The organism is Pseudomonas monsensis (assembly GCF_014268495.2).
GTDB lineage: Bacteria > Pseudomonadota > Gammaproteobacteria > Pseudomonadales > Pseudomonadaceae > Aquipseudomonas > Aquipseudomonas monsensis.
This window is the reverse complement of the sequence record NZ_CP077087.1, coordinates 6,216,857-6,238,857: the sequence shown is the minus strand read 5'-3', so window position 1 is coordinate 6,238,857 and position 22,001 is coordinate 6,216,857. Positions and strand designations below refer to the sequence as shown.

The 22,001-nt window shown below is 61.0% G+C and carries 20 protein-coding genes; 6 read left to right on the top strand and 14 right to left on the bottom strand.

Annotated elements, in window-relative coordinates:
* Positions 1-139: 139 nt before the first annotated feature.
* The gene (locus HV782_RS27635; RefSeq protein ID WP_186747075.1) at positions 140-1,525 is read right to left on the bottom strand and encodes a GTPase/DUF3482 domain-containing protein; all 1,386 of its coding nucleotides are present in this window, start codon (positions 1,523-1,525) and stop codon (positions 140-142) included.
* Positions 1,518-2,891, bottom strand: coding sequence for a DUF2868 domain-containing protein (locus tag HV782_RS27630; protein WP_186747077.1), 1,374 nt, complete (start codon positions 2,889-2,891; stop codon positions 1,518-1,520). Before HV782_RS27630 ends, HV782_RS27635 begins: the two co-directional genes overlap by 8 nt.
* Before the next feature lie 85 nt (positions 2,892-2,976).
* Between HV782_RS27630 and HV782_RS27625 the strand changes: the two genes are divergently transcribed.
* Positions 2,977-3,489 carry a dihydrofolate reductase gene (locus HV782_RS27625; RefSeq protein ID WP_186747079.1) on the top strand — a complete coding sequence of 171 codons (513 nt, stop codon included), beginning with the start codon at positions 2,977-2,979 and terminating at the stop codon, positions 3,487-3,489.
* 100 nt (positions 3,490-3,589) lie between these two features.
* Here HV782_RS27625 and HV782_RS27620 read toward each other — a convergent pair whose 3' ends face one another.
* The gene (locus HV782_RS27620; RefSeq protein ID WP_186747081.1) at positions 3,590-4,978 is read right to left on the bottom strand and encodes an L-cystine transporter; all 1,389 of its coding nucleotides are present in this window, start codon (positions 4,976-4,978) and stop codon (positions 3,590-3,592) included.
* 241 nt (positions 4,979-5,219) lie between these two features.
* On the opposite strand from HV782_RS27620, the gene HV782_RS27615 reads away from it, so the two are divergent.
* Positions 5,220-6,275 carry an HAD family hydrolase gene (locus HV782_RS27615; RefSeq protein WP_128614393.1) on the top strand — a complete coding sequence of 352 codons (1,056 nt, stop codon included), beginning with the start codon at positions 5,220-5,222 and terminating at the stop codon, positions 6,273-6,275.
* An 87-nt stretch (positions 6,276-6,362) separates the two neighbouring features.
* Here the strand turns inward: HV782_RS27615 and ilvD are convergent, their stop codons facing one another.
* The 6 genes from ilvD to HV782_RS27585 form a co-directional block, all read right to left on the bottom strand.
* The gene (ilvD, locus tag HV782_RS27610) at positions 6,363-8,204 is read right to left on the bottom strand and encodes a dihydroxy-acid dehydratase (RefSeq protein ID WP_186747084.1); all 1,842 of its coding nucleotides are present in this window, start codon (positions 8,202-8,204) and stop codon (positions 6,363-6,365) included.
* A 257-nt stretch (positions 8,205-8,461) separates the two neighbouring features.
* On the bottom strand, positions 8,462-9,694 hold the full coding sequence (locus tag HV782_RS27605; protein WP_186747086.1) for an MFS transporter: 1,233 nt from the start codon (positions 9,692-9,694) through the stop codon (positions 8,462-8,464).
* Positions 9,687-10,664: a diiron oxygenase gene (locus HV782_RS27600; RefSeq protein WP_123469601.1), complete on the bottom strand. Its 978-nt coding sequence runs from the start codon at positions 10,662-10,664 to the stop codon at positions 9,687-9,689. Before HV782_RS27600 ends, HV782_RS27605 begins: the two co-directional genes overlap by 8 nt.
* A complete protein-coding gene (locus tag HV782_RS27595; protein ID WP_186747096.1) occupies positions 10,661-11,734 on the bottom strand; it encodes a SagB family peptide dehydrogenase in 1,074 nt (357 codons plus the stop codon). The genes HV782_RS27600 and HV782_RS27595 overlap by 4 nt, the downstream gene beginning before the upstream one ends.
* A gap of 449 nt (positions 11,735-12,183) precedes the next feature.
* Complete coding sequence (locus HV782_RS27590; protein ID WP_093429813.1) at positions 12,184-13,380, bottom strand: class I SAM-dependent rRNA methyltransferase; 1,197 nt, start codon at positions 13,378-13,380, stop codon at positions 12,184-12,186.
* A gap of 172 nt (positions 13,381-13,552) precedes the next feature.
* Positions 13,553-14,092, bottom strand: coding sequence for a type 1 glutamine amidotransferase domain-containing protein (locus tag HV782_RS27585; protein ID WP_123469598.1), 540 nt, complete (start codon positions 14,090-14,092; stop codon positions 13,553-13,555).
* A 228-nt stretch (positions 14,093-14,320) separates the two neighbouring features.
* Between HV782_RS27585 and HV782_RS27580 the strand changes: the two genes are divergently transcribed.
* The 3 genes from HV782_RS27580 to HV782_RS27570 all read left to right on the top strand — a co-directional run bounded on the left by HV782_RS27580 (position 14,321) and on the right by HV782_RS27570 (position 16,352).
* On the top strand, positions 14,321-15,133 hold the full coding sequence (locus HV782_RS27580) for an HDOD domain-containing protein (RefSeq protein ID WP_177490471.1): 813 nt from the start codon (positions 14,321-14,323) through the stop codon (positions 15,131-15,133).
* A 12-nt stretch (positions 15,134-15,145) separates the two neighbouring features.
* Positions 15,146-15,958 (top strand): bifunctional DNA-formamidopyrimidine glycosylase/DNA-(apurinic or apyrimidinic site) lyase, encoded by an 813-nt coding sequence (gene mutM, locus HV782_RS27575; RefSeq protein WP_025112080.1) that lies wholly within the window; start codon positions 15,146-15,148, stop codon positions 15,956-15,958.
* 70 nt (positions 15,959-16,028) lie between these two features.
* Positions 16,029-16,352 carry a multidrug transporter gene (locus HV782_RS27570; protein ID WP_123469595.1) on the top strand — a complete coding sequence of 108 codons (324 nt, stop codon included), beginning with the start codon at positions 16,029-16,031 and terminating at the stop codon, positions 16,350-16,352.
* Between the two features lie 150 nt (positions 16,353-16,502).
* Here the strand turns inward: HV782_RS27570 and HV782_RS27565 are convergent, their stop codons facing one another.
* The 5 genes from HV782_RS27565 to HV782_RS27545 form a co-directional block, all read right to left on the bottom strand.
* Entirely contained in the window at positions 16,503-16,754 is a 252-nt protein-coding gene (locus HV782_RS27565; protein WP_186747107.1) for a YfhL family 4Fe-4S dicluster ferredoxin, read from the bottom strand.
* A 101-nt stretch (positions 16,755-16,855) separates the two neighbouring features.
* A complete protein-coding gene (gene coaD, locus HV782_RS27560) occupies positions 16,856-17,335 on the bottom strand; it encodes a pantetheine-phosphate adenylyltransferase (protein ID WP_003229157.1) in 480 nt (159 codons plus the stop codon).
* A 115-nt stretch (positions 17,336-17,450) separates the two neighbouring features.
* Complete coding sequence (locus HV782_RS27555) at positions 17,451-19,046, bottom strand: GMC family oxidoreductase (protein WP_186747109.1); 1,596 nt, start codon at positions 19,044-19,046, stop codon at positions 17,451-17,453.
* Positions 19,047-19,157: 111 nt separating this feature from the next.
* Positions 19,158-19,703, bottom strand: a complete 546-nt coding sequence (locus HV782_RS27550; protein ID WP_186747111.1) for a twin-arginine translocation pathway signal protein — start codon at positions 19,701-19,703, stop codon at positions 19,158-19,160.
* A 29-nt stretch (positions 19,704-19,732) separates the two neighbouring features.
* The gene (locus HV782_RS27545) at positions 19,733-21,163 is read right to left on the bottom strand and encodes a coniferyl aldehyde dehydrogenase (RefSeq protein ID WP_123469589.1); all 1,431 of its coding nucleotides are present in this window, start codon (positions 21,161-21,163) and stop codon (positions 19,733-19,735) included.
* Between the two features lie 145 nt (positions 21,164-21,308).
* Between HV782_RS27545 and HV782_RS27540 the strand changes: the two genes are divergently transcribed.
* Positions 21,309-21,980, top strand: coding sequence for a TetR/AcrR family transcriptional regulator (locus HV782_RS27540; RefSeq protein WP_123469587.1), 672 nt, complete (start codon positions 21,309-21,311; stop codon positions 21,978-21,980).
* Positions 21,981-22,001 lie beyond the last annotated feature (21 nt).

Sequence of the window (22,001 nt, the reverse complement as noted above, 5' to 3'; positions counted from 1 at the left end):
TCTCCCGGAGGGAGAGGGAGCCGATCTTCATGCCTTTCAAACCTGAGTTCGACTGGATGTCTCAGGTCGATGTATGACCCGAGAACACCACTGTCAGCCCCCTCTCCCTCCGGGAGAGGGCTGGGGTGAGGGTCGGCGTCTAAAGCTCAAGTACCTTTCCCACCAACGCCTCAATCTGCTCCTGCCTTTCCGCCTGATTCAACTTTGCATGCGGATTCAACGACGACCACTGCGGATGCGCCCGTGCCTTGCTCAGTGCCTCGGGCAGCTTGCCCTCGCGCCAAGTCTTGTCCTGCGGGGTGGCGACCTGAACCGCCTCCATCGCCGCGTGTCCGCGTTGATCGAGCGCCAGCAACAGCTGCCGCTGACGCAGCGCCAACAGCCGCAACACGCCGTCATCCACGGTCAATTCCCGCTGGCCCTTGATCTTGCCGAGCAAGCGACTGCCATAACTGCGCGCCGTTTGCAGCGCGCCGCCAGCGATCGCGCCGGCCAAAGCGGCTGCACCGAGCGTAATCCCGCCCACCAGCAAATCCACACCAGCCCCGGCCGCGGCGCCTGCCGCAATCCCGCCGCCGACGCGAACCCCCAGTTGCTTCAAGGTTTCCGGGTTGAACAAATCATCGCCCCAACGCCCATCCAGCAACGGCAGATCACTGGCCGCTGCGTCTTGCGGGCGAAACGCGTAGAGCCTGAGCAACGCTTCGACGCACTTCTGTTCACGCTGACGCACGGCTTTGCGCAGTTCGCTGATCGCTTGCTGTTCCTGTTCGGCGGCGCTGACCACACTGCGCCGGCACGCCGCGCAGTCGATCAGCAACTCGGCAATCAAACGCGCCGCACTTTGCTGGCGGGCGAGGCGCTGGGCCTGTTGATCGGCGATCAGTCGTTCCAGTTGCGGACGAGCATTTTCCAGTAGCAATGCGAGGCTTTCATACAGCCGCCGCTCGCCGTCCTCCGGCGGTGCAACGCTGTCGAAGCGCACCAGCGCATGCAGGCCGAGCCGCGCCAACGCTTCGCGCCAGTCCGGCTCGCGATGGTTGGCGCTGCTGACGAAATTCAGCACCGGCAGCAGCGGCTTGCCACAACTGGCGAGCACTTCCAGTTCGTCGCGGTATTTGGCCAAAACCGGTTCGCGGGCGTCGATCACATAGAGTCCGGCGTCGGAGGCGAGCAATTGCCGCAGCACTTTCGCTTCCTGTTCGAAACGCTGGCGTGCCTCGCTGCCGTCGAGAAACCGTGTCAGGCGCGCCGGCCCGTCGAGGCGTTCGCCGGGGCGTTCCAGGCGTTCGAGGAAATCCAGCAGGGCGATGGCGTCTTCCAGTCCCGGTGTGTCGTAGAGATCGAGCAACGGCTCGCCGTCCACCGACAACCGCGCACCCTCGACATGCCGAGTGGTGCTCGGCCGATGCGAGACTTCGCCGAAACCGACGTCGCGGGTCAGGGTGCGCAACAGCGAGGTCTTGCCGACGTTGGTGTGGCCGACCACCGCGAGTTTCAGCGGCGCTTTGCGAGCATCAGTCATGACCGTTCTCCAGCCAGTTCAACGGTGCGCAATCGGCGAACGGCAGCTCAAGCTGTTGCAGCGCCACGTGCCAGTCGCCGAGGCGGGCGCTGTCCAGCGCTTCACCGGGCGGCGCTTGCAGCAACCAGACGCGGGTGGCGCTGGCGTTGCGTGCCAGTTCGGCAATCAACGCGAGGCTGCCGCGATCCGGCGAGCGCCGTGGATCGCAGGCGATCAGCAGGCGTGCCGGGGGGAAGCGGCTGAGTTGCTCGAGGAGTTTGTTGCGCGATTCACGGCTGTCGAGGATGCCGGCGTTGCTTACGGTTTTTGGCAGGGCCGGTGGCCACGGGCGCTGGTCGTCGAGTTCGATGGCCACCAGCAGGGCGCCGTCGCTGGCGTGTTCGCTGACGTGGCTTTCGACCCGATGCAATTGTTCCGGCGCCGCGTCGTTGATGCCAAGGCGTTCGCTGGTCGGCATCAGGCGTTCGCGCAACTGGGCGTAGCCGGGCAGCTTCAGGTCCAGGCTCAGCGCGGCTTTGCCACGGCTCCAGCGCCAGAAACAGAACACGGCCAGCAGCAGGCGCGGCAGCACACCGTAGACCACCAGCACGCCCACCAGCCAGGTCGCCCAGGCCTGTCGCGCACTTTCGATGTCCAGCGCGGCGTCGCCGCTGGCGCGGATCATCTCCACGCTCGGCACGTTGAAACCGAGCAGCGCCGGCAGCGCGCCGAGGGCCTGGGTCATGTTGATGAAAGTGTCAGCGCTGAGAATGGTGGTTTCCCAGACGAAGCCGTAGCGCCGGGTGGCCATCAGCGTCAGCAGCAGCACCAGCGCGCTGAGCATCGCCAGCAGCCACAAACCGTTGACCAAGGTGCCGAGGGCCCAGCGGTTGAGTTTTTTGCGTTGCAGCATCAACAGCAGAGCCGGCGCCAGTTGCGCGGCTTTGGCATCCCGGGCGAATTTTTCGCTGAGCCACAACCACAAGCGGCCAAGGGTGGCGCCGTGTTCGCCGGCAAAGATCAACCCCAACGCCCAGCTCAGCAGCAGAATCACGTTCAACCCGAGCAGACTGCCCAAGGCCCAGAACACATTGACCGGTGTCTGGCTCAACGCGGCGAAGGCCAGACCGGCACCGCTGAGCACTGCGAAGATCAGCAGCAGTACCAGCGCCAGGCGTGCGCCTTGCAGCCAGTGAGTGAGCGCAGCGCTCAGCCCGTCACGCTCGGCCAGCCACAACGCCCGGCGTTGAATGCGGCTCGGCAGATCGCCGCCGGCCGCGCGGGCCAGACGATTGGCTTCCAGATCCTCCAGCGGCCCGGCGTGTTCTTCGCGCAGGCGGATGGTTTCGCTCAGCCAGAGGTTTTGCAGGGGAGTCAGTTCAGTCACGCGCCATTCCGTTGCTCAATTGAGCCGTGAGCATAACCGCTGTGGCGCTTATCGGGTCAAGCGAGGCTCTGGTATCCTCGCCGGCATGACTAAATCACTCCCCCTCAGCCTGATCGCAGCCCTCGGTGAAAACCGCGTGATCGGCGTCGACAACAGCATGCCCTGGCACCTGCCGGGGGACTTCAAATACTTCAAGGCCACGACCCTCGGCAAGCCGATCATCATGGGCCGCAAGACCTGGGATTCGCTCGGTCGTCCGCTGCCGGGCCGCTTGAACATCGTGGTCAGCCGTCAGGCCGACCTGGTGCTGGAGGGGGCAGAGGTCTATCCGTCGCTGGAAGCTGCGGTGGTTCGCGCCGAGGAATGGGCGAAAGCGCAGGGCGTCGATGAGCTGATGCTGATTGGCGGTGCGCAGTTGTATGCGCAAGGGCTGGCGCAGGCCGATCGTCTGTACCTGACCCGTGTGGCGCTGAGCCCGGAAGGCGACGCGTGGTTTCCGGAGTTCGATCTGAACCAGTGGACGCTGGTGTCGAATGTGCCGAATCCGGCGGAGGGTGACAAGCCCGCGTACAACTTCGAAGTCTGGGAGAAAAGATAGCTTCAAGCTTCGAGCTGCAAGCCACAAGTGAAAGCGGGAATGCTCTTCTTGCAGCTTGCAGCTTGCAGCTTGCAGCTTGCAGCTTGCAGCTTGCAGCTGGCTAGCTCGCTAGCGCCGCATGCTCATCCGCATCCAGCAGCGCTTTATCTGTCTGCTGCATCACCTGACTGGTAATCGCGCCTGCGGTGATCGAGCCACTCACGTTCAACGCCGTACGACCCATGTCGATCAGCGGCTCAACCGAAATCAGCAACGCTACCAGAGACACCGGCAAGCCCATCGCCGGCAGCACGATCAGCGCGGCAAACGTCGCGCCGCCGCCCACACCGGCCACACCGGCCGAGCTCAGGGTCACAATCGCCACCAGCGTCGCGATCCACAGCGGATCCAGCGGATTGATGCCCACGGTTGGCGCAACCATCACCGCCAACATCGCCGGGTACAGACCGGCGCAACCGTTCTGGCCGATGGTTGCGCCGAACGAGGCGGCGAAACTGGCCACCGACTGCGGAATACCCAGACGACGGGTCTGCGCTTCGATGCTCAGCGGAATGCTCGCCGCGCTGGAGCGGCTGGTGAATGCGAAGGTCAGCACCGGCCAGATCTTGCGGAAGAAGCGTAGCGGGTTGATCCCGGCGGCCGACACCAGCAAACCGTGGACCACGAACATCAGGCCGAGGCCGAGGTACGAGACCACGACGAAACTGCCGAGCTTGATGATGTCCTGCAGGTTGGAACTGGCGACCACTTTGGTCATCAGCGCCAGGACGCCATACGGGGTCAGCTTCATCACCAGACGCACCAGACGCATCACCCAGGCTTGCAGGGTGTCGATGGCGTTGATCACTTTCTGACCTTTCTCGACGTCATCCTTGAGCAGTTGCAGCGCCGCCACGCCGAGGAACGCAGCAAAAATCACCACGCTGATGATCGAGGTCGGTTTGGCCCGAGCCAGGTCGGCGAACGGGTTCTGCGGAATGAACGACAGCAGCAGTTGCGGCACATTCAGGTCGGCGACCTTGCCGGCATAGTCGGTTTGAATGGTTTGCAGGCGGGCCATCTCCTGAGTGCCGGCAACCAGGCCTTCGGCGGTGAGGCCGAACAGGTTGGTCAGGCCGATACCGATCAGCGCCGCAATCGCGGTGGTGAACAGCAGGGTGCCGATGGTCAGGAAGCTGATCTTGCCCAGCGACGAGGCGTTGTGCAGACGCGCCACCGCGCTGAGGATCGAGGCGAATACCAGCGGGATCACGATCATTTGCAGCAACTGCACGTAACCGTTGCCCACCAGATCGAACCAGCCGATCGAGGCTTTCAGCACCGGATTGCCGGCGCCGTAAACGCTGTGCAGCGCAACGCCGAACGCCACGCCCAGACCCAGCGCGAGCAGGACTTTTTTCGCCAGGCTCCACGTGGTGTGGCGGGTTTGCGCCAGACCGAAGAGCAGGGCGAGGAACACCAGCAGATTGAGGATCAGCGGCAGATTCATGAAGACTCCGATAAGACTTGTGCCAGTCGCATTCTTGAGCAACTGCGAACCGGCAAGCCTAACAGTTTGATTTCCAATGAATTAATACCGAAATCGCAGGTCGTCCGTCGTTTTTGGAATAAGCCACTGTCGCTCTCGGCAATGCAACTGGCGTTGAGGAGACGTAAGCGGTCGCTGACAGACGAGGACTGTCACACTTATTTGTTAGCGTCGATGTCTTTCAGTCAGGGAGAAAACGCCGATGAAGTTCGCACCGAAAATGCTCGCTGTGGTTCTTGGATTGGGCTTGGCCGCTCACGCATTCGCCACCGATCTGAAGCACTGGCCGGCGGATCAGGCCAAGGCACTGGACGCGATGATCGCGGCCAACGCCAACAAGGGTAACTACGCGGTGTTCGACATGGACAACACCAGTTACCGCTACGACCTCGAAGAGTCGTTGTTGCCGTTCATGGAAAACAAGGGGCTGATCACTCGCGACAAGCTCGATCCTTCGCTGAAACTGATGCCGTTCAAGGACACCGCCGACCACAAGGAAAGCCTGTTCAGTTACTACTATCGCCTGTGCGAAGTCGACGACATGGTCTGCTACCCGTGGGTGGCGCAGGTGTTCTCCGGCTTCACCCTCAAAGAGCTGAAGGGCTACGTCGATGAGCTGATGGCTTCGGGCAAACCGGTGCCGGCGACTTATTACGAAGGCGATGTGGTGAAGAAACTCGACGTTAATCCGCCGAAAGTCTTTACCGGTCAGGCTGAGTTGTACAACAAGCTGATGGAGAACGGCATCGAGGTCTACGTGATGACCGCCGCTTCCGAAGAACTGGTGCGGATGGTCGCGGCCGATCCGAAGTATGGCTACAACGTCAAACCGCAGAACGTCATCGGCGTGACCACGTTGCTGAAGAATCGCGAAACCGGCGAGCTGACCACTGCGCGCAAGCAGATCACCGCCGGCAAGTATGACGAGAAGGCCAACCTCGGCCTCGAACTCACCCCGTACCTGTGGACCCCAGCGACCTGGATGGCCGGCAAACACGCGGCGATCCTGACCTACATCGACGAGTGGAAAAAACCGGTACTGGTGGGCGGCGACACCCCGAGCAGCGACGGCTACATGCTGTTCCACGATGTGGATGTGGCCAAGGGCGGTATCCACCTGTGGGTCAACCGCAAGGACAAATACATGACTCAGCTCAACGGCATGATGGCCAAGCACGCCGCGGCGCAGGCCAAGGAAGGCTTGCCGGTGACGGCGGACAAGAACTGGGTGATCGTCAAGCCTGAAGACATCCAATAAAAGCAGCTGATAGCGGGGAGCCGCAAGCTGCAAGTAAGAGCCGCGTTGCTCTTTCTTGCCGCTTGTAGCTCGCTGCTTTGAGCTTTTTTAGATCCCGTCGAGCATCGCCTTGTTACGCACCGCACCCTTGTCGGCGCTGGTCGCCAGCAGGGCGTAGGCCTTCAGCGCAGTGGTCACTTTGCGTGGACGCTGCTCGACCGGTTTCCAGCCTTTCTTGTCCTGCTCGACCCGGCGCGCAGCCAGTTCTTCATCGCTGACCAACAGGTTGATCGAGCGGTTCGGAATGTCGATCAGCACTTTGTCGCCGTCCTGCACCAGACCGATCGCGCCACCGGCCGCAGCCTCTGGCGAAGCGTGGCCGATCGACAGACCGGAAGTACCGCCGGAGAAACGACCGTCGGTCAGCAGCGCACAGGCTTTGCCCAGGCCTTTGGACTTCAGGTACGACGTCGGGTAGAGCATTTCCTGCATGCCCGGGCCGCCTTTCGGGCCTTCGTAGCGAATGATGACGATGTCGCCTTCCTTCACTTCGTCGGCGAGGATGCCGCGCACCGCGCTGTCCTGGCTTTCGAAGATCTTCGCGTTGCCTTCGAAGACGTGGATCGACTCATCGACGCCGGCGGTTTTCACCACGCAACCGTCGAGGGCGATGTTGCCGTACAGCACGGCCAGGCCACCTTCTTTGGAATAGGCGTGCTCGAAGCTACGGATGCAGCCGTTTTCCCGGTCGTCATCCAGGGTTTCCCAACGGGTCGACTGGCTGAACGCGGTTTGCGTCGGAATGCCCGCAGGACCGGCCTTGAAGAAGTGGTGCACCGCTTCATCGGTGGTCTGGGTGATGTCCCACTTGGCGATGGCTTCTTCCATGCTGCGACTGTGCACGGTCGGCAGGTCGGTGTGCAGCAGGCCACCACGGGCCAGCGAACCGAGGATGCTGAAGATGCCGCCAGCGCGGTGCACGTCTTCCATGTGGTACTTCTGGATGTTTGGCGCGACTTTGCACAGCTGTGGAACGCTGCGCGAGAGACGGTCGATGTCGCGCAGGTCGAAATCGATTTCGGCTTCCTGGGCGGCAGCGAGCAGGTGCAGGATGGTGTTGGTCGACCCACCCATGGCGATGTCGAGCATCATCGCGTTCTCGAACGCCTTGAAGTTGGCGATGTTGCGCGGCAGCACGGATTCGTCGTTCTCGCCGTAGTAACGCTTGCACAGCTCGACAATGGTGCGGCCGGCCTGCAGGAACAGCTGTTCGCGGTCGCTGTGGGTGGCCAGGGTCGAACCATTGCCTGGCAGCGCGAGGCCCAGGGCTTCGGTCAGGCAGTTCATCGAGTTGGCGGTGAACATGCCGGAGCACGAACCGCAGGTCGGGCATGCGCTGCGTTCGTACTCGGCGACTTTCTCGTCAGAAGCGCTGGAGTCGGCGGCGATCACCATGGCGTCGACCAGGTCGAGGCCGTGGGAGGCGAGTTTGGTCTTGCCGGCTTCCATCGGACCGCCGGATACGAAGATCACCGGAATGTTCAGGCGCAAAGCGGCCATCAGCATGCCCGGGGTGATCTTGTCGCAGTTGGAGATGCAGACGATGGCGTCGGCACAGTGGGCGTTGACCATGTACTCGACGGAGTCGGCGATGATCTCGCGGCTCGGCAGCGAATAGAGCATGCCGTCGTGGCCCATGGCGATGCCGTCGTCGACGGCGATGGTGTTGAATTCTTTCGCGACGCCACCGGCGCGTTCGATTTCACGGGCCACCAGTTGACCGAGGTCTTTGAGGTGCACGTGGCCTGGCACGAACTGGGTGAAGGAGTTGGCAATGGCGATGATCGGCTTCTTGAAGTCGTCATCTTTCATCCCGGTGGCGCGCCACAGTGCGCGGGCGCCGGCCATGTTGCGGCCGTGGGTGGATGTTTTCGAGCGGTAATCTGGCATGGAGCACTCCGGGCGGCTAATCAGGTATCAAAGGGGAGTGAGCTTCTATTGACGTCTGGAACACTCAGAAATGGCCGTGTGTCCGTGAAGTTGCCGATGACGTTGCGGGATCGCCGCTGGTCTCAGCCTGAGCTCATAAACCCGCCGGGGGATGAATGGCGATGAATCAGCCGATTCTACACCGCTGGCGTCCGGAGGGAATGGCGCAAAGCATTGTTCCAGTGCCGACGGTGCGTGTGGCATGACGACCGGCAGGCTCAATCGCCGCCCGTGGAGGTGATGGCACTGCGGTCGAGCACTCTGGCGCGACGGCTGATCCGCCTGTTCAACGCCAGTGCGATGCCACTGAGCAGGACAAAACAGTAGCCGAGGGTCGCTTGCAGGTTGCTCGGACTCAGGCTGATCAGCGCGCTGATCAACCCGCCACACACGAAGATGATCGTGCTGCCGGCCGAGGCCGATGTCCCGGCTATTTCCGGGAACAGGGCCATGGCTCGCGAGGTGGCGGCCGGGCGCGCAATGGTGGTGCCGGCGGTGCAGATCAGCATCGGAATCAGCACCGTGGCCGGCGAGCGCGCGAAGTGCTGCGCCAGAAACAGCATCACCAGCCCCGCCAACAGGATCAGGCTCAATCCGGCGACGATCTGTTGTCGCGCATTGATCCGTCGGCTCAAAAGCGTGGCCGCGATACCACCGAACACATACGCCGCGCCGTAGATCAGCAGAATCAGGGAAAAGTCATAAGTCGTCAGTTGCAACTGATCCATGAAAATCAGCGGCGAAATCACGATGAACGAGAAGTGACAGGCGAAGGCGAATGCCGAGATCAGCCAGTAGCTGACAAACTCGAAATCGCTCAGCACTCGCCGGTAAGCCCTGACAAAACCAAGGTGTGCTGCGCTGGACGTCGGGCGACCGCTGTCCAGAAACAGCCAGGCCTTGATCATCACCAGTGCCGACAGCGCGGTGAACACCCAGAAGCTGCCGCGCCAGCCAAGGGTGGCCTGCAGGAAGGCGCCGGCCAGCGGCGAGAGCGAAATGAAGATACCGGTGGCCGTGACCATCAGGATTCTCAAGCGATCCCGTTGCTCGCCTTCGAACAGATCCTGAACCAGGGCCTGAGATAACACGAAACAACCGCAGCCCAAGGCTTGCATCACCCGGAAAATCAGGAACAACGAATAATCTGCGGTCATCACGCAACCGATGGCGCCGAGCATCGACACGCCCAGGCCGCTGAGCAGCAAGCCCTTGCGCCCGATCCTGTCGGACAGCGGGCCGATCAATAGCTGCGCAAACGCGATTCCCACGGCAAACAGGCTGATCGACAGTGCGATGTCCGCCGGCGTCCGGCTAAAGTGCGCCGCCAGTGCCGGGAATGATGGCAGCAGAACGTCCAGGGGAAATACGCCGAGCAGTACCATCGCCAGCAATAGGCCGACAGCCCCGCGACGCTGGCGAGAGGTGACCACGGATGTGCCTTCAGTCATCGATCAGTCCTGCCTTGGCAAAAAGTGTCTGGTTATGGGGCAGCGCAAAAAAACCGGCTTTGCGCAGTGCATCCAGGGTCGCCACGCAGCCTGAGCGTGCACGTGCACGACTGGCCTGCGCCGTGGCCAGGCCACTGACAATCAGGGTTACGTCGCGGTCGGCGATGCCGGCATCGCGCAGGCTCTGTCGCAGCCAGGGTTCATCGGTCTCGAAGAACATCCCGATGATCTCCAGCAACGTTTTGCTGGCGAATGCGCGCTGGCGACTGTTCATCGACAGCCAGACGTAGTGGAACACTTCGGCAAAGTAGCGACTGTGGCGGGCTTCGTCGGCCAGGTGGTCACGCAGCATGTCGCTGACGCTGGACACCAGACTGTCGCGGCAAACGTCCAGCAACTCCCGGGCAATGATGGTTTCCGAGACGAAACCGAGCAGCAGCCATGCCAGTGCGCGGTGCTTCTGCGGTGTGCGGGCGATCAGTGCGTTCATGCGGGTGATCCGTTGCGGCATCACGGGGCGTGCGCTGAACCCGTAGACCCCGGCGATCTGCTCCGCCAGACGGTTGGAGAACAGCGCGTGATAACCCTCGTCGGTGTAGAGCTGCAGCGCCGCGTGTTTCATCGCCTGAGGTACGTAGACCGGCAATTCCCGGTGCACGATCACCTCCACCGCACGATTGACGATGCGGTGCTCGAGCAGCGTGGTGTAATCGAGAAAGTGCACCAGATGGCTGGCGGTCAACCGGTGCAACGTTTCGCGTCCTGCCGCCTTGATCGCGGGGTGTGCCAGATACGGCAGGAAGGCCGGTGGAAACCAGTGGCGGCTCTGCAACTGTTGCTGCACGTCTTCCGGCAGTCGGTAGTCGTGAGTGCTGCTGCGCACCGAAGCCCGGTTCTCCCAGTCTCCGAGGGTGAATTTGAGTGCCCATGACACGGGTGCCTCGTGCGGATCGGCAATGAGCAGCGTCATGCCTGCACCTCGCGCAAAAGCGTGCGCATTTCTTCACACATCACCTGGCCGTCGCTTTTACCGCAGCCGACAAAAAACAGCGGTTGTTCGGCACTGCCCACGAGGTTGAGCAGCGTTTCGACCTGGGCGTCTGCAAACGCACCGGTCAGCCAGGTATTGAAACCTGATGCCGTGGCGACCAATTGAAAGGTTTGTGACAGATGGCCGGCTTCAATGAATGCCATGCGATAGGCGCGCGAGTGTCCATATTTCCACCAGAGCCGATCGAATCGCGCCGTGATGAACAATCCCAGTGGCAGGTTATTGATGAAGTGCTGGCCACCGAGCAGGTCGCCCAGTGCCGCTTCAGGCAGTGGATTGACAAAACGCAGGCTGTGCTCGGCGGGGTCATAGGCATACAGGCCGGGAGTCAGGCCTTCGACATTCTGTACCAGCAGAAAACCTTCACACGCATTCAGACCTCCGCCGGAAGGGCTGCTCCGGCGTGCGTCGAGACCTTGGGCGACGGTGTCGTCCTCGTCTTCCCCGCGCTCGTTGAGATAGCCAAGGGAAAGGTACAGCAATGTGCCGACATCATTCAGTGTCATGGCTGCGCCGGTAAAGGTGCGGCAGGTTTTACGCCGCAGCAATGCGTTCGCCAGACTGTCGTTGCTCAAGACATTCCGAGCGGGCAAGGCAATGCGTTGCCCGGTTCCAGACTCCGGACGGGCCGCCGCCGGTGCCGGGGTGGCCAAAACGTCATCGCAGTGCGCCAGATACTGTCTGGCCCATTCATCAATATTCCGAGGTGTGTGTTCGCAGGGAATATTCTGAGTGCCGATATGATAAATCTTTGACAGTTCATCCCAGCCCCATGTTGGGCTGTCTGTTTTTGATACGGATAGAATGCCCGCATTTAATAGTTGTGTGTCTATTATGTTTTGCGCGTCGAACAGGTTGGGGTTGCTTATTAGTTGGGCGAGGCGCGAGGAATAATCAAGATCAAGTTCGTGCTGGGTATGGTCTTTGTAGTTCCAGACTATTTGCCCGGGTGAGCGCGGCAATATAAACAGGTAAGGATTGATGTGCATGAAGTGGCTTCACTCTGGATAAAAACGATAAGGACGCCGGGTGCCGGCACTTCCCGGCGTCCTGACTTACTTAGCGGGTTTTATGGGCAACCAGAAAAGCCAGGTTTGCGAGTTTGTTTGTTTCCAGAGAAATACTTTTCATGATGTGAACTCCTTGTTCGATTTAGTTAAGTCACCTCGTGGTGACAACTTCATAATAGTTTGTAATGGATTATTCGCAAGAGGATATTAAGTAGGAATATTCCAGTAATTTTGTCGGAGCGATCTTTAGCGAGGATTAGAGTTGTAGGGTGTTTTTTAATAATTAAAAGACGTAAGGAAATGTCCTGCATGTATTCAGGAAAGAAAATGTAGGAAGTCGCGAGTGTCGAGGATGGACAGCACTCGCGGAAAGAGTGCCGGAGAACGGCATAAAGTAAACGGGGAGCCTGTTGGCTCCCCGGTGTCGATCAGCTGTTTGGCAGCAGACGGCAGGTGATGCTCTTGATATAGCGGGTTTCGGCGATGGCCGGGTGTACCGGGTGATCCGGCCCCTGACCGCCACGTTCCAGCAACTGGATGTTGCGATCCAGGTGACGGGCGCTGGTCAGCAGGATGTTCTGCAGGTCGTCTTCCGGCAGGTGCATCGAGCACGAAGCGCTGACGAGGATGCCGTCCTTGTTGAGCAGGCGCATGGCTTGCTCGTTCAGACGACGGTAGGCGCCTTCGCCGTTTTTCATGTCTTTCTTGCGTTTGATGAAGGCCGGTGGATCGGCAACGATCACGTCAAAGCGCTCTTCGCTGGCCTTGAGTTCTTTCAGGGCTTCGAAGACATCGCCTTCGATGCAGGTCATCTTGTCGGCGAAGCCGTTCAGCGCAGCGTTGCGCTCGACACCGTCGAGGGCGAACGCCGAAGCATCGACGCAGAACACTTCGCTGGCGCCGAATGCGGCCGCCTGCACGCCCCAGCCACCGATGTAGCTATAAAGGTCGAGCACGCGTTTGCCTTTGGCGTAGGGGGCCAGGCGTGCGCGGTTCATGCGGTGGTCGTAGAACCAGCCGGTTTTCTGACCTTGAATGACGGGGGCTTCGAACTTCACGCCGTTCTCTTCCAGCGCAACCCATTCCGGCACCAGGCCGAACACGGTTTCGACGTAGCGGTTGAGGCCTTCGGCATCGCGGGCAGCGGAGTCGTTCTTGAACAGGATGCCGCTTGGCTTGAGGACCTGGGTCAGGGCCGCGATCACGTCATCTTTATGCGCTTCCATGGTCGCCGAGGCGATCTGCACCACAAGAATGTCGCCGAAACGATCAACGACCAGGCCTGGCAGCAGGTCTGAATCACCGTAGACCAGACGGTAGAACGGCTTGTCGAACAGGCGCTCGCGCAGCGACAAGGCGACGTTCAGGCGATGCACCAGCAACGACTTGTCCAGGGCAACCTTGATGTCGCGCGACAGCAGGCGCGCGCAAATCAGGTTGTTCGGGCTCATCGCAACGATGCCCAACGGCTTGCCACCGGCGGCTTCGAGGATGGCCTGGTCGCCCGCATTGAAACCGTGCAGTGGCGTGGCCGCCACGTCGATTTCGTTACTGTAGACCCACAGATGGCCGGCGCGCAGGCGACGGTCGGCGTTGGCTTTGAGGCGCAAGCTAGGCAGGGACATGACGTCGCTCCGGAAAAAAGAGCGGGAGTATACCGTGTTGGGGCTGGTGCCGGGATTGGAGTGCGATGAAACGCAGATGGCCTCTTCGCGAGCAAGTTCGCTCCCACAGGGGATTTATGACCGGCACAGACCAGTGTGGGAGCGAGCTTGCTCGCGAAGGCAGTCCTGAGAGCTACGCAGACAGCGCGTTGATCAGCTCCTTGTTGAACGCCGGAATATCATCCGGCTGACGGCTGCTGATCAGGTGACCGTCCTTGATCACTTCTTTATCGACCCAGTTGGCCCCGGCATTCACCAGGTCATCCTTGAGCGTCTTGTAGCTGGTCATGGTCTTGCCGTTGACCAGCCCGGCGGAAATCAGCAACCAGCCGCCATGGCAGATCACCGCGATCGGCTTGCCGGCGGAGGCGCCGGTCTTGACCAGATGCTGGGCGTCCTGGTCGATACGAATGGTGTCGGAGTTCTGCACGCCGCCCGGCAGGACGATCGCGTCGTACTGTTCGCTGCTGGCGCCTTGAAACGTCTGGTCGACTTTAAAGTCGTCCGCCGGTTTGTCGTGGTTCCAGCCTTTGACCTTGCCGGCCTCGGCGGAAAGGATGTCGACCTGAGCACCAGCCTGTTCCAGGGCCTGCTTGGGGCCGGTCAGTTCGACCTGTTCGAAACCGTCTGTTACCAAAATGGCGACGCGTTTGCCGTTGAGAGAAGTAGCCATCGTTAAGCTCCTGAATCGTCGGGAAATTGCCGCCGCAATGGACTGCAATCGTCCATCGGGCCTTACAGACTCCGAAGCCGGGGCGAGAATGAAAGTTCCTGACAATTGCCCACTGGTGTGTCGTCGAGCGGTTTTTAGAGGTTAGAATCGCCGCCTGTCCCAGAGTGTGTACTTATGTCCCAAGAGCTGACCACCGAACAGATTCAACAATCCCTGCAAGGCATCAGTGTGCCGGCGCAGCCGCAGATCATGGTGGATCTGCAAATGGAGCAGTACATGCCCGACCCGGACCTGGAGGTGATCGCCAAGCTGATCGCCCAGGATCCCGGCCTGTCCGGTTCTCTGCTGAAAATCGTCAATTCACCTTATTACGGCCTGAGCAACAAGATCACCTCGATCCAGCGCGCGGTGAACCTGTTGGGCAGTCGTTCGATCATCAACCTGATCAACGCGCAGTCGATCAAGGGCGAGATGAACGACGACACCATCGTCACCCTCAACCGTTTCTGGGACACTGCCCAGGACGTGGCCATGACCTGCCTGACCCTGGCCAAGCGTGTGGGCACCCAGGCTGGCGACGAGGCTTATGCATTGGGCCTGTTCCACGATTGTGGCGTGCCATTGATGCTGCAACGCTTCCCCAACTACATGTCGGTGCTGGAAAAGGCTTACGCCAATGCCAGCGCCGAGTGCCGCGTGGTGGACACCGAAAATGCCGAGTTCAACACCAATCACTCGGTGGTCGGTTATTACACCGCCAAGTCGTGGCGTCTGCCGGAGCACGTCAGTTCGGCGATTGCCAATCACCACAATGCATTGGCGATCTTCAGCGACGAGTCCTCGCGCAACAGCCAGATGAAGAATCTGCTGGCGATCCTGAAAATGGCCGAGCACATCTGCGCGTCGTACCGGGTGCTCGGCAACCAGGCCGAAGACCAGGAGTGGAACAGCATCGGTGCGCTGGTTCTCGATTACGTCGGCCTGTCGGACTACGACTTCGAAACGCTCAAACAAACGATTCGCGACCTCGGCGCGCATTGATCCGAGGACGCCATGCCTGAACTGCCGGAAGTCGAAACCACCCGCCGGGGCATTGCCCCCCACCTGGAAGGCCAGCGGGTCAGCCGGGTCATCGTGCGTGACCGCCGGCTGCGCTGGCCAATCCCCGAAGACCTCGATGTGCGCCTGTCCGGGCAGCGCATCGTGCTGGTCGAGCGGCGCGCCAAGTACCTGTTGATCAACGCCGAAGTCGGTACGTTGATCAGTCATTTGGGCATGTCGGGCAACCTGCGTCTGGTCGAGGTCGGCTTGCCGGCGCTCAAGCATGAGCATGTCGATATCGAGCTGGAATCCGGGCTGGCCTTGCGCTACACCGATCCGCGACGCTTCGGTGCAATGCTGTGGAGCACCGATCCGCTCAATCATGAACTGCTGATTCGCCTCGGGCCGGAGCCATTGACCGATCTGTTCGACGGCGAGCGCCTGTTCCAGCTGTCGCGCGGGCGTTCGATGGCGGTCAAACCGTTCATCATGGACAACGCGGTGGTGGTCGGGGTCGGCAACATTTACGCGACCGAAGCGCTGTTCGCTGCCGGCATCGATCCACGCCGCGAAGCCAAGAGCATCTCGCGGGCGCGTTATCTGAAACTGGCGATCGAGATCAAACGCATCCTCGCCGCCGCCATCGAGCGCGGCGGCACCACGTTGCGTGACTTCATTGGCGGTGACGGGCAACCGGGGTACTTCCAGCAGGAGCTGTTTGTTTATGGTCGTGGCGGTGAACACTGCAAGGTCTGCGGCACCGGCCTGCGGGAAGTGAAGCTCGGTCAGCGCGCCAGTGTGTTCTGCCCGCGCTGTCAGAGCTGAGGTAAACCGTTCGAAAACATCCTACGGTCTATAGTGAGTTGTCTCACTGCCTAGCCCGAAGGATCGTGCCATGAAATCCCTGCAAGTCCTCTGTGCCGCACTGCTGCTGTGTTCCAGTCTGGCTGTCCAGGCCACGGAAACCGGCAGCGGTGATCCGCGTTACACCATCCAGAACCCACCGGCCTACGCCATGCTTGGCGACTTGCTGATCGCCCGACCTTTGCTGGTGGTGGCGACGGTAATCGGTGCGGGGGCGTTTGTGGTGTCGTTGCCGTTTACCGCGCTGGGTGGCGGAATTGGCGAGGCAGGGCAGGCGCTGGTGGTTGACCCGGCGAGGGCAGCGTTTGTGCGGTGTCTGGGGTGTGTCGGGGAGGGCTTTGAGCAGCGCGAGTAAGCTGATCCGGGTTTTGCGGTGTTGCCGATGGCCTCATCGCGGGCAAGCCCGCTCCCACAAGGTTTTGGTGTTCACACAATTTTTGTTCCACCACAGAACCCTGTGGGAGCGGGCTTGCCCGCGATGGCGTCGCCAGCGGCGCTGAAGAACTCAGGCCTTGCCGGTAATCTTGCGGTACTTCTCCATCAACTCTTCTTTAGTCTCCGGATGGGCTTCGTCCAGCGGTATGCAATCCACCGGGCAGACCTGCTGGCACTGCGGCTCGTCGTAGTGGCCAACGCACTGTGTGCACAGGTTCGGGTCGATCACATAGATCTCTTCGCCTTGGGAAATGGCGGCGTTCGGGCACTCGGGTTCGCAGACGTCGCAGTTGATGCAATCGTCGGTGATGATCAGGGACATGCTAACTCCAGCCGGGGCGGCAGGCCCGGGCGCAATAATCAATGCGCGCAATTGTGCCGCATTGGCGCCCGCAGTGCACGCGGGCGCCGTTTGAACGGTCGTTACTTCTTGAAGCGCAGGGTCAGGGCGTCGGCCACGGCCGGGTGGACGAACTTGCTGATATCACCGCCCAGCGCAGCGATTTCCCGCACCAGCGTCGAGGAAATGAACGAATAACGCTCGGACGGTGTGAGAAACAGGCTCTCGACGTCCGGCGCCAATTGGCGGTTCATGTTGGCCAGCTGGAATTCGTATTCGAAGTCCGACACCGCGCGCAGACCACGCAGGAACACATTGGCGTTCTGCTCTTTGGCGAAATGCGCCAGCAGCGTCGAGAAACCGACCACTTCCACGTTCGGCAGGTGTTTGGTGACCTCGCGAGCCAGTTCGACCCGTTGTTCCAGCGGGAACAGCGGGTTTTTCTTGGGGCTGGCGGCGACGGCGATGATCACGTGATCGAACAGGCGCGAGGCGCGTTCGACCAGATCGCCATGGCCCTTGGTAATAGGGTCGAAGGTACCTGGGTACAACACTCGGTTCATCGCGTCGTCCTGGCGGGAGTCCGTTGGGGAGTCGGATGGTATCGCAGCCGTCCCGGTCGGCCAAGTCGCCTGTTGGGTAAGAAAGCACTATAGACGACGCGATAAACCGGTTTTTTCACGGATTTCTCAGCCGATCAGCGAGGGACGTCGCCAATTGTGCAGTCAGTCCATACACCGACAATTGCGGGTTGGCGCCGATGCTGGTGGGGAACAACGAGCCGTCGTGAATCGACAGATTGCTCAGTTGATGATGCCGGCCAAGGCTGTCGGTGACTGCGTTTTTCGGGTCTTCGCCCATCGCGCAGCCACCCATGACGTGGGCACTGCCCAGGCGTGTGCGGTACAGCTCAAGGCTCAAACCGTCGATCAAGGTGCGCGCCTCGGCCAGGGTTTTCACGTAACGCGCATCGGCGTGCATCGGCATCACCGCTTGCGCGCCGCCGGCAAACTGGATCTCGGCCATGCTGTGAAAGGCGCGGCGCAAGCCTTCCCAGGCGTAAGGCGAGACCTGATAGTCGAGCACCGGCGAGCCATCGCCGCGCAATTCGACATTGCCGCCAGGGCTGTCCGGGTGGAAACCGTCGCGCAGCAGCGCCAGCATCGCGTGGGTGTGCGGCAGATCAGCCATGTGTTCGGCATTCTGCGTGCCGAAACCGCCGAGCAACGTCGCCGCCAGCGCCGGCTGCAGCGGCGGCACTTCGAGTTTGTAGCCCATCGGCCCGCTGGTGCCGTCCCTCCACTGGAAATGATCCGAGTAAATCGACTGCGGCGCACCGTAGAACGGGTTGATCACTTCGTCGAAACGCCCGGCGGACATGTTCACCAGATGCAGGAAGGTGCGTTTGCCGAGGCGCTGATGCGGGTCTGGCGCGTCCGAGCGCAAGAGTAGGGCCGGGCTGTTGATGCCGCCGCCGGCCAGCACGTAATGCCGCGCCTTGACCGTAATGGTGCGCCCGGTCGGTGCGACGCAGCGTTCGTCCATCGCCACGCACTGCAGGCCGGAGACCTTGTCGCTGCTGATCAGCAGTTTTTCCGCGCGAGCCAGGTAGAGCAGCTCGCCGCCCTTTTCCAGGGTCGCCGGAATGGTGGTGACCATCATCGACTGTTTGGCGTTGGTCGGGCAGCCCATGCCGCAATAGCCAAGGTTCCAGCAACCGCGCACGTTGCGCGGAATCACGTGCCAGCTGTAGCCGAGCTGTTCGCAGCCCTTGCGGATCACGTCGTTATTGGCGTTGGGTGGCACCCTCCAGGGTGCCACACCCAGACGTTGCTCCATTTTCTCGAACCACGGCGCCATCTCGGCAGGGCTGTGGCCTTTGACGTTGTGTTCCTTGGCCCAGTGCTCGAGGGTCGGTTCCGGGGTACGAAAGCTCGAGGTCCAGTTGATCAGTGTCGTGCCGCCGACCGCGCGGCCCTGGAGGATAGTGATCGCGCCGTCCTTGCTCATGCGGCCGATACCTTCCTGATACAGGCTGCTGTAGGCCTGGTCTTCGAGCATTTTGAAATCGGAGCTGGTTTTCAGCGGGCCTTCTTCGATCAGCAGCACCTTGTAGCCGGCGGCGCTGAGGATTTCCGCGGTGGTGCCGCCACCGGCGCCGCTGCCGATGATGGCGACGTCGGCTTGCAGCGTCAGGTCGTCGGTCAGTTGTGCGCCGTTATAGGTTTTCCAGCCACGGGCGAGGCCTTCGCGGAACGGGTCGGGTACGGGCATCGATCAGGTTCTCTTTATTATTCTGGCTGTGGTGGTGAGGCGGCTGGCGCCTTCGCGAGCAAGCTCGCTCCCACATTGAAATGCATTCCCTTGTGGGGGCGAGCCCCGGTTTCAGACGGCAGGCGGGCCGGGGTAGCCGCAGTGCGCCCAGGACTCGGCGCGGGTGTACCAGGCCATCATCACCATTTGCTGCAGGGAGCTGTGGCCCATGCGCAGCAGGCTCAGCGAGCTGTTCTGCCAGCGTTCGAGAAAGTGACGCATGGCCTCGGGGCCGGCGTTTTTCCAGCTGCCCCAGATTCCGGTGAGCGGCCCGCGCGTGACGGCCATGCCGAGCACGTCGAACAGTTGCCGGGTGAGTTTGAGCATTTCCGGCGACAGGTGATCGAGGCTGTAGTCCAGCGACTTGAGGGTGCCATCGACGGCGCCGGGCATTTTTTCGCTCGCCACGGCGCCCTCGAGCATCACTGGAATCAAGGCGCGCAGAAACAACAGATCACCGTCGCGCAATGCGGCGAACCCGTTGGCGGTCACGCTCGACGAACAGCCACTGAGGCTGGCGCCGAGTCCGGCAGTGGCAAGAAACGCGGTGGCGCCGAGGCTGAACTTCAGCAGGCCACGGCGCGACAGCGCAGGTGTTTCAGTCAGGCTTGGGTGCATTGTTTTTATTACCCGGCGGTGACAAGGGCTTAGCGGATGAACAGCTTCTGGATCAGTTTCTGAATCGATTTGCCGTAGGGCGGGTAAATCAGCCTGGACGCATTGAAGCGCTGCTTGATCAACACACCTTTGGCTTTACTGAATGTGAGGAAACCTTCATGGCCGTGGTAATGGCCCATGCCTGACGGGCCGATGCCGCCGAATGGCATATCGTCCTGCGCCACATGCAACAGGGTGTCGTTCAGGCACACGCCGCCGGAGTGGGTTTCGTGCAACACGCGGTGCTGTTCGCGTTTGTCGTAGCCGAAGTAGTAAAGCGCCAGAGGACGTGGTCGCTGATTGATGTAAGCGAATGCCTGCTGCAGATCCTGATACGGCACGATCGGTAGCAGCGGGCCGAAGATTTCGTCCTGCATCACGGTCATTTCGTCGCTGACATTCAGCAACAGGCTGTGCGGCATGCGTCGGCCCTGACCGTGTTCGAACAATGGAATCAGCAACGCGCCTTTGCTGGTGGCATCACTGATGTAGCCATTGAGGCGTGCCAGCTGGCGTTCATTGATGATCGCCGTGTAATCCGGGTTGTCGGCGAGGGTCGGGTAAAAACCCTGGACGGCCTGGCGATAGGCTTCGACGAACCCGCCGACACGGTCTTCCGGCACCAGCACGTAGTCCGGTGCGACGCAGGTCTGCCCGGCATTCAGGGTTTTACCGAAGGCGATGCGTTCGGCGGCGTCCTTGAGCGGTACGTCGTGGGAGACGATGGCCGGCGATTTGCCGCCCAGTTCCAGAGTGACCGGCGTGAGGTTTTCGGCAGCGGCGCGCATCACGTGCTTGCCAATGCTGGTGGCGCCAGTGAACAGCAAGTGATCGAAGCGCAACCGGGAAAATGCCACGCCGACGTCCGCCTCTCCGAGCACCACGCAGACCAGGTCTTCAGGGAATACGCGGGCGAACAGTTGCTTGAGCAATTGCCCGGTCGCCGGGGTTGATTCGCTGAGTTTGAGCATCACCCGGTTGCCCGCCGCCAACGCGCCGACCAGCGGGCCGATGGCCAGATAAAGCGGGTAGTTCCACGGCACGATGACACCGACGACGCCGAGCGGCTGGTACACCACTTTCGCCGAAGCCGGTTGGAACGCCATGCCGACCTTGCGCCGCGAGGCCTTCATCCAGCCTTTGAGGTGGCGGCTGGCGTAATGAATGCCATGCAGGCTCGGCATCAGCTCGGCGAGCAAGGTTTCATCGGCGCTGCGATGGCTGAAATCGGTGCTGATGGCGTCGATCAGGGCCTGACGTTCGCTGCTGAGCAAATCGCGCAAGCTCTTCAGCCATTGCTGGCGTTGCGCGGCGGGGGGCATCGGGTTGGCGGCGTAGGCGGCACGTTGCGCGGCGAACAACCGGTCGAGCGCTTCAAGTGGCTCTTGCAAGGTTTGCAGGTAAGCAATATCGGCAGTCATTGAAGGCTCCGGTTTTATTATCGTGAGGACTTTCTAGAGTCTATGCTCTAGAAAGTCAAATGACTTCCTTGCGCAGCTTTGTTTTATCCCGCTCCGGATAGGTCGTAAGATGCCTGTCACCGCACTCTGAATTAAAGCTCAAGCCATGGCCCCACGAATAAAAACCAGCGAGCGCATCGTGCAGAACAGCCTGGAGCTGTTCAATCAGCAGGGCGAGCGCAGCGTCAGCACCAACCACATTGCGGCCCACATGGAGATTTCTCCGGGCAATCTGTACTACCACTTCCCCAACAAGCAGGCGATCATCGCCGTGCTGTTCAGTGAGTACGAAGCCCTGGTCGACAGCTTTCTGCGCCCGCCGCAGGGCCGCGCCGCGACGGTGGAAGACAAGCGTTTCTATCTCAAGGAATTGCTGTCGGCGATGTGGCGTTACCGTTTTCTGCATCGCGATCTCGAGCACCTGCTCGACAGCGACGCCGAGCTGGCGGCCCGTTATCGGCGCTTTTCCCAGCGCTGCGTGATTCAGGGCGCCGCCATTTACGAAGGTTTTGTCGCGGCCGGGATCCTCAAAATGGATCGCGTGCAGATCGAATCCCTGACCCTCAATGCGTGGATCATCCTGACGTCGTGGGTGCGCTTCCTGTGCACCACCCGGGAAAACTCCAATCACCTCAGCGAACAGGCCGTCAAACGCGGCGTGTATCAGGTGCTGGTGCTGGAAGCCGGGTTCGTCACCGATCAGGCGCGCGAGCAGGTCAACGCATTGTTCGAGGAGTTCTACGTGCCGCTGGCCCAGGCCCTCGAAGACGTGAAGTAAACCGTACCGCCGACATCCCAC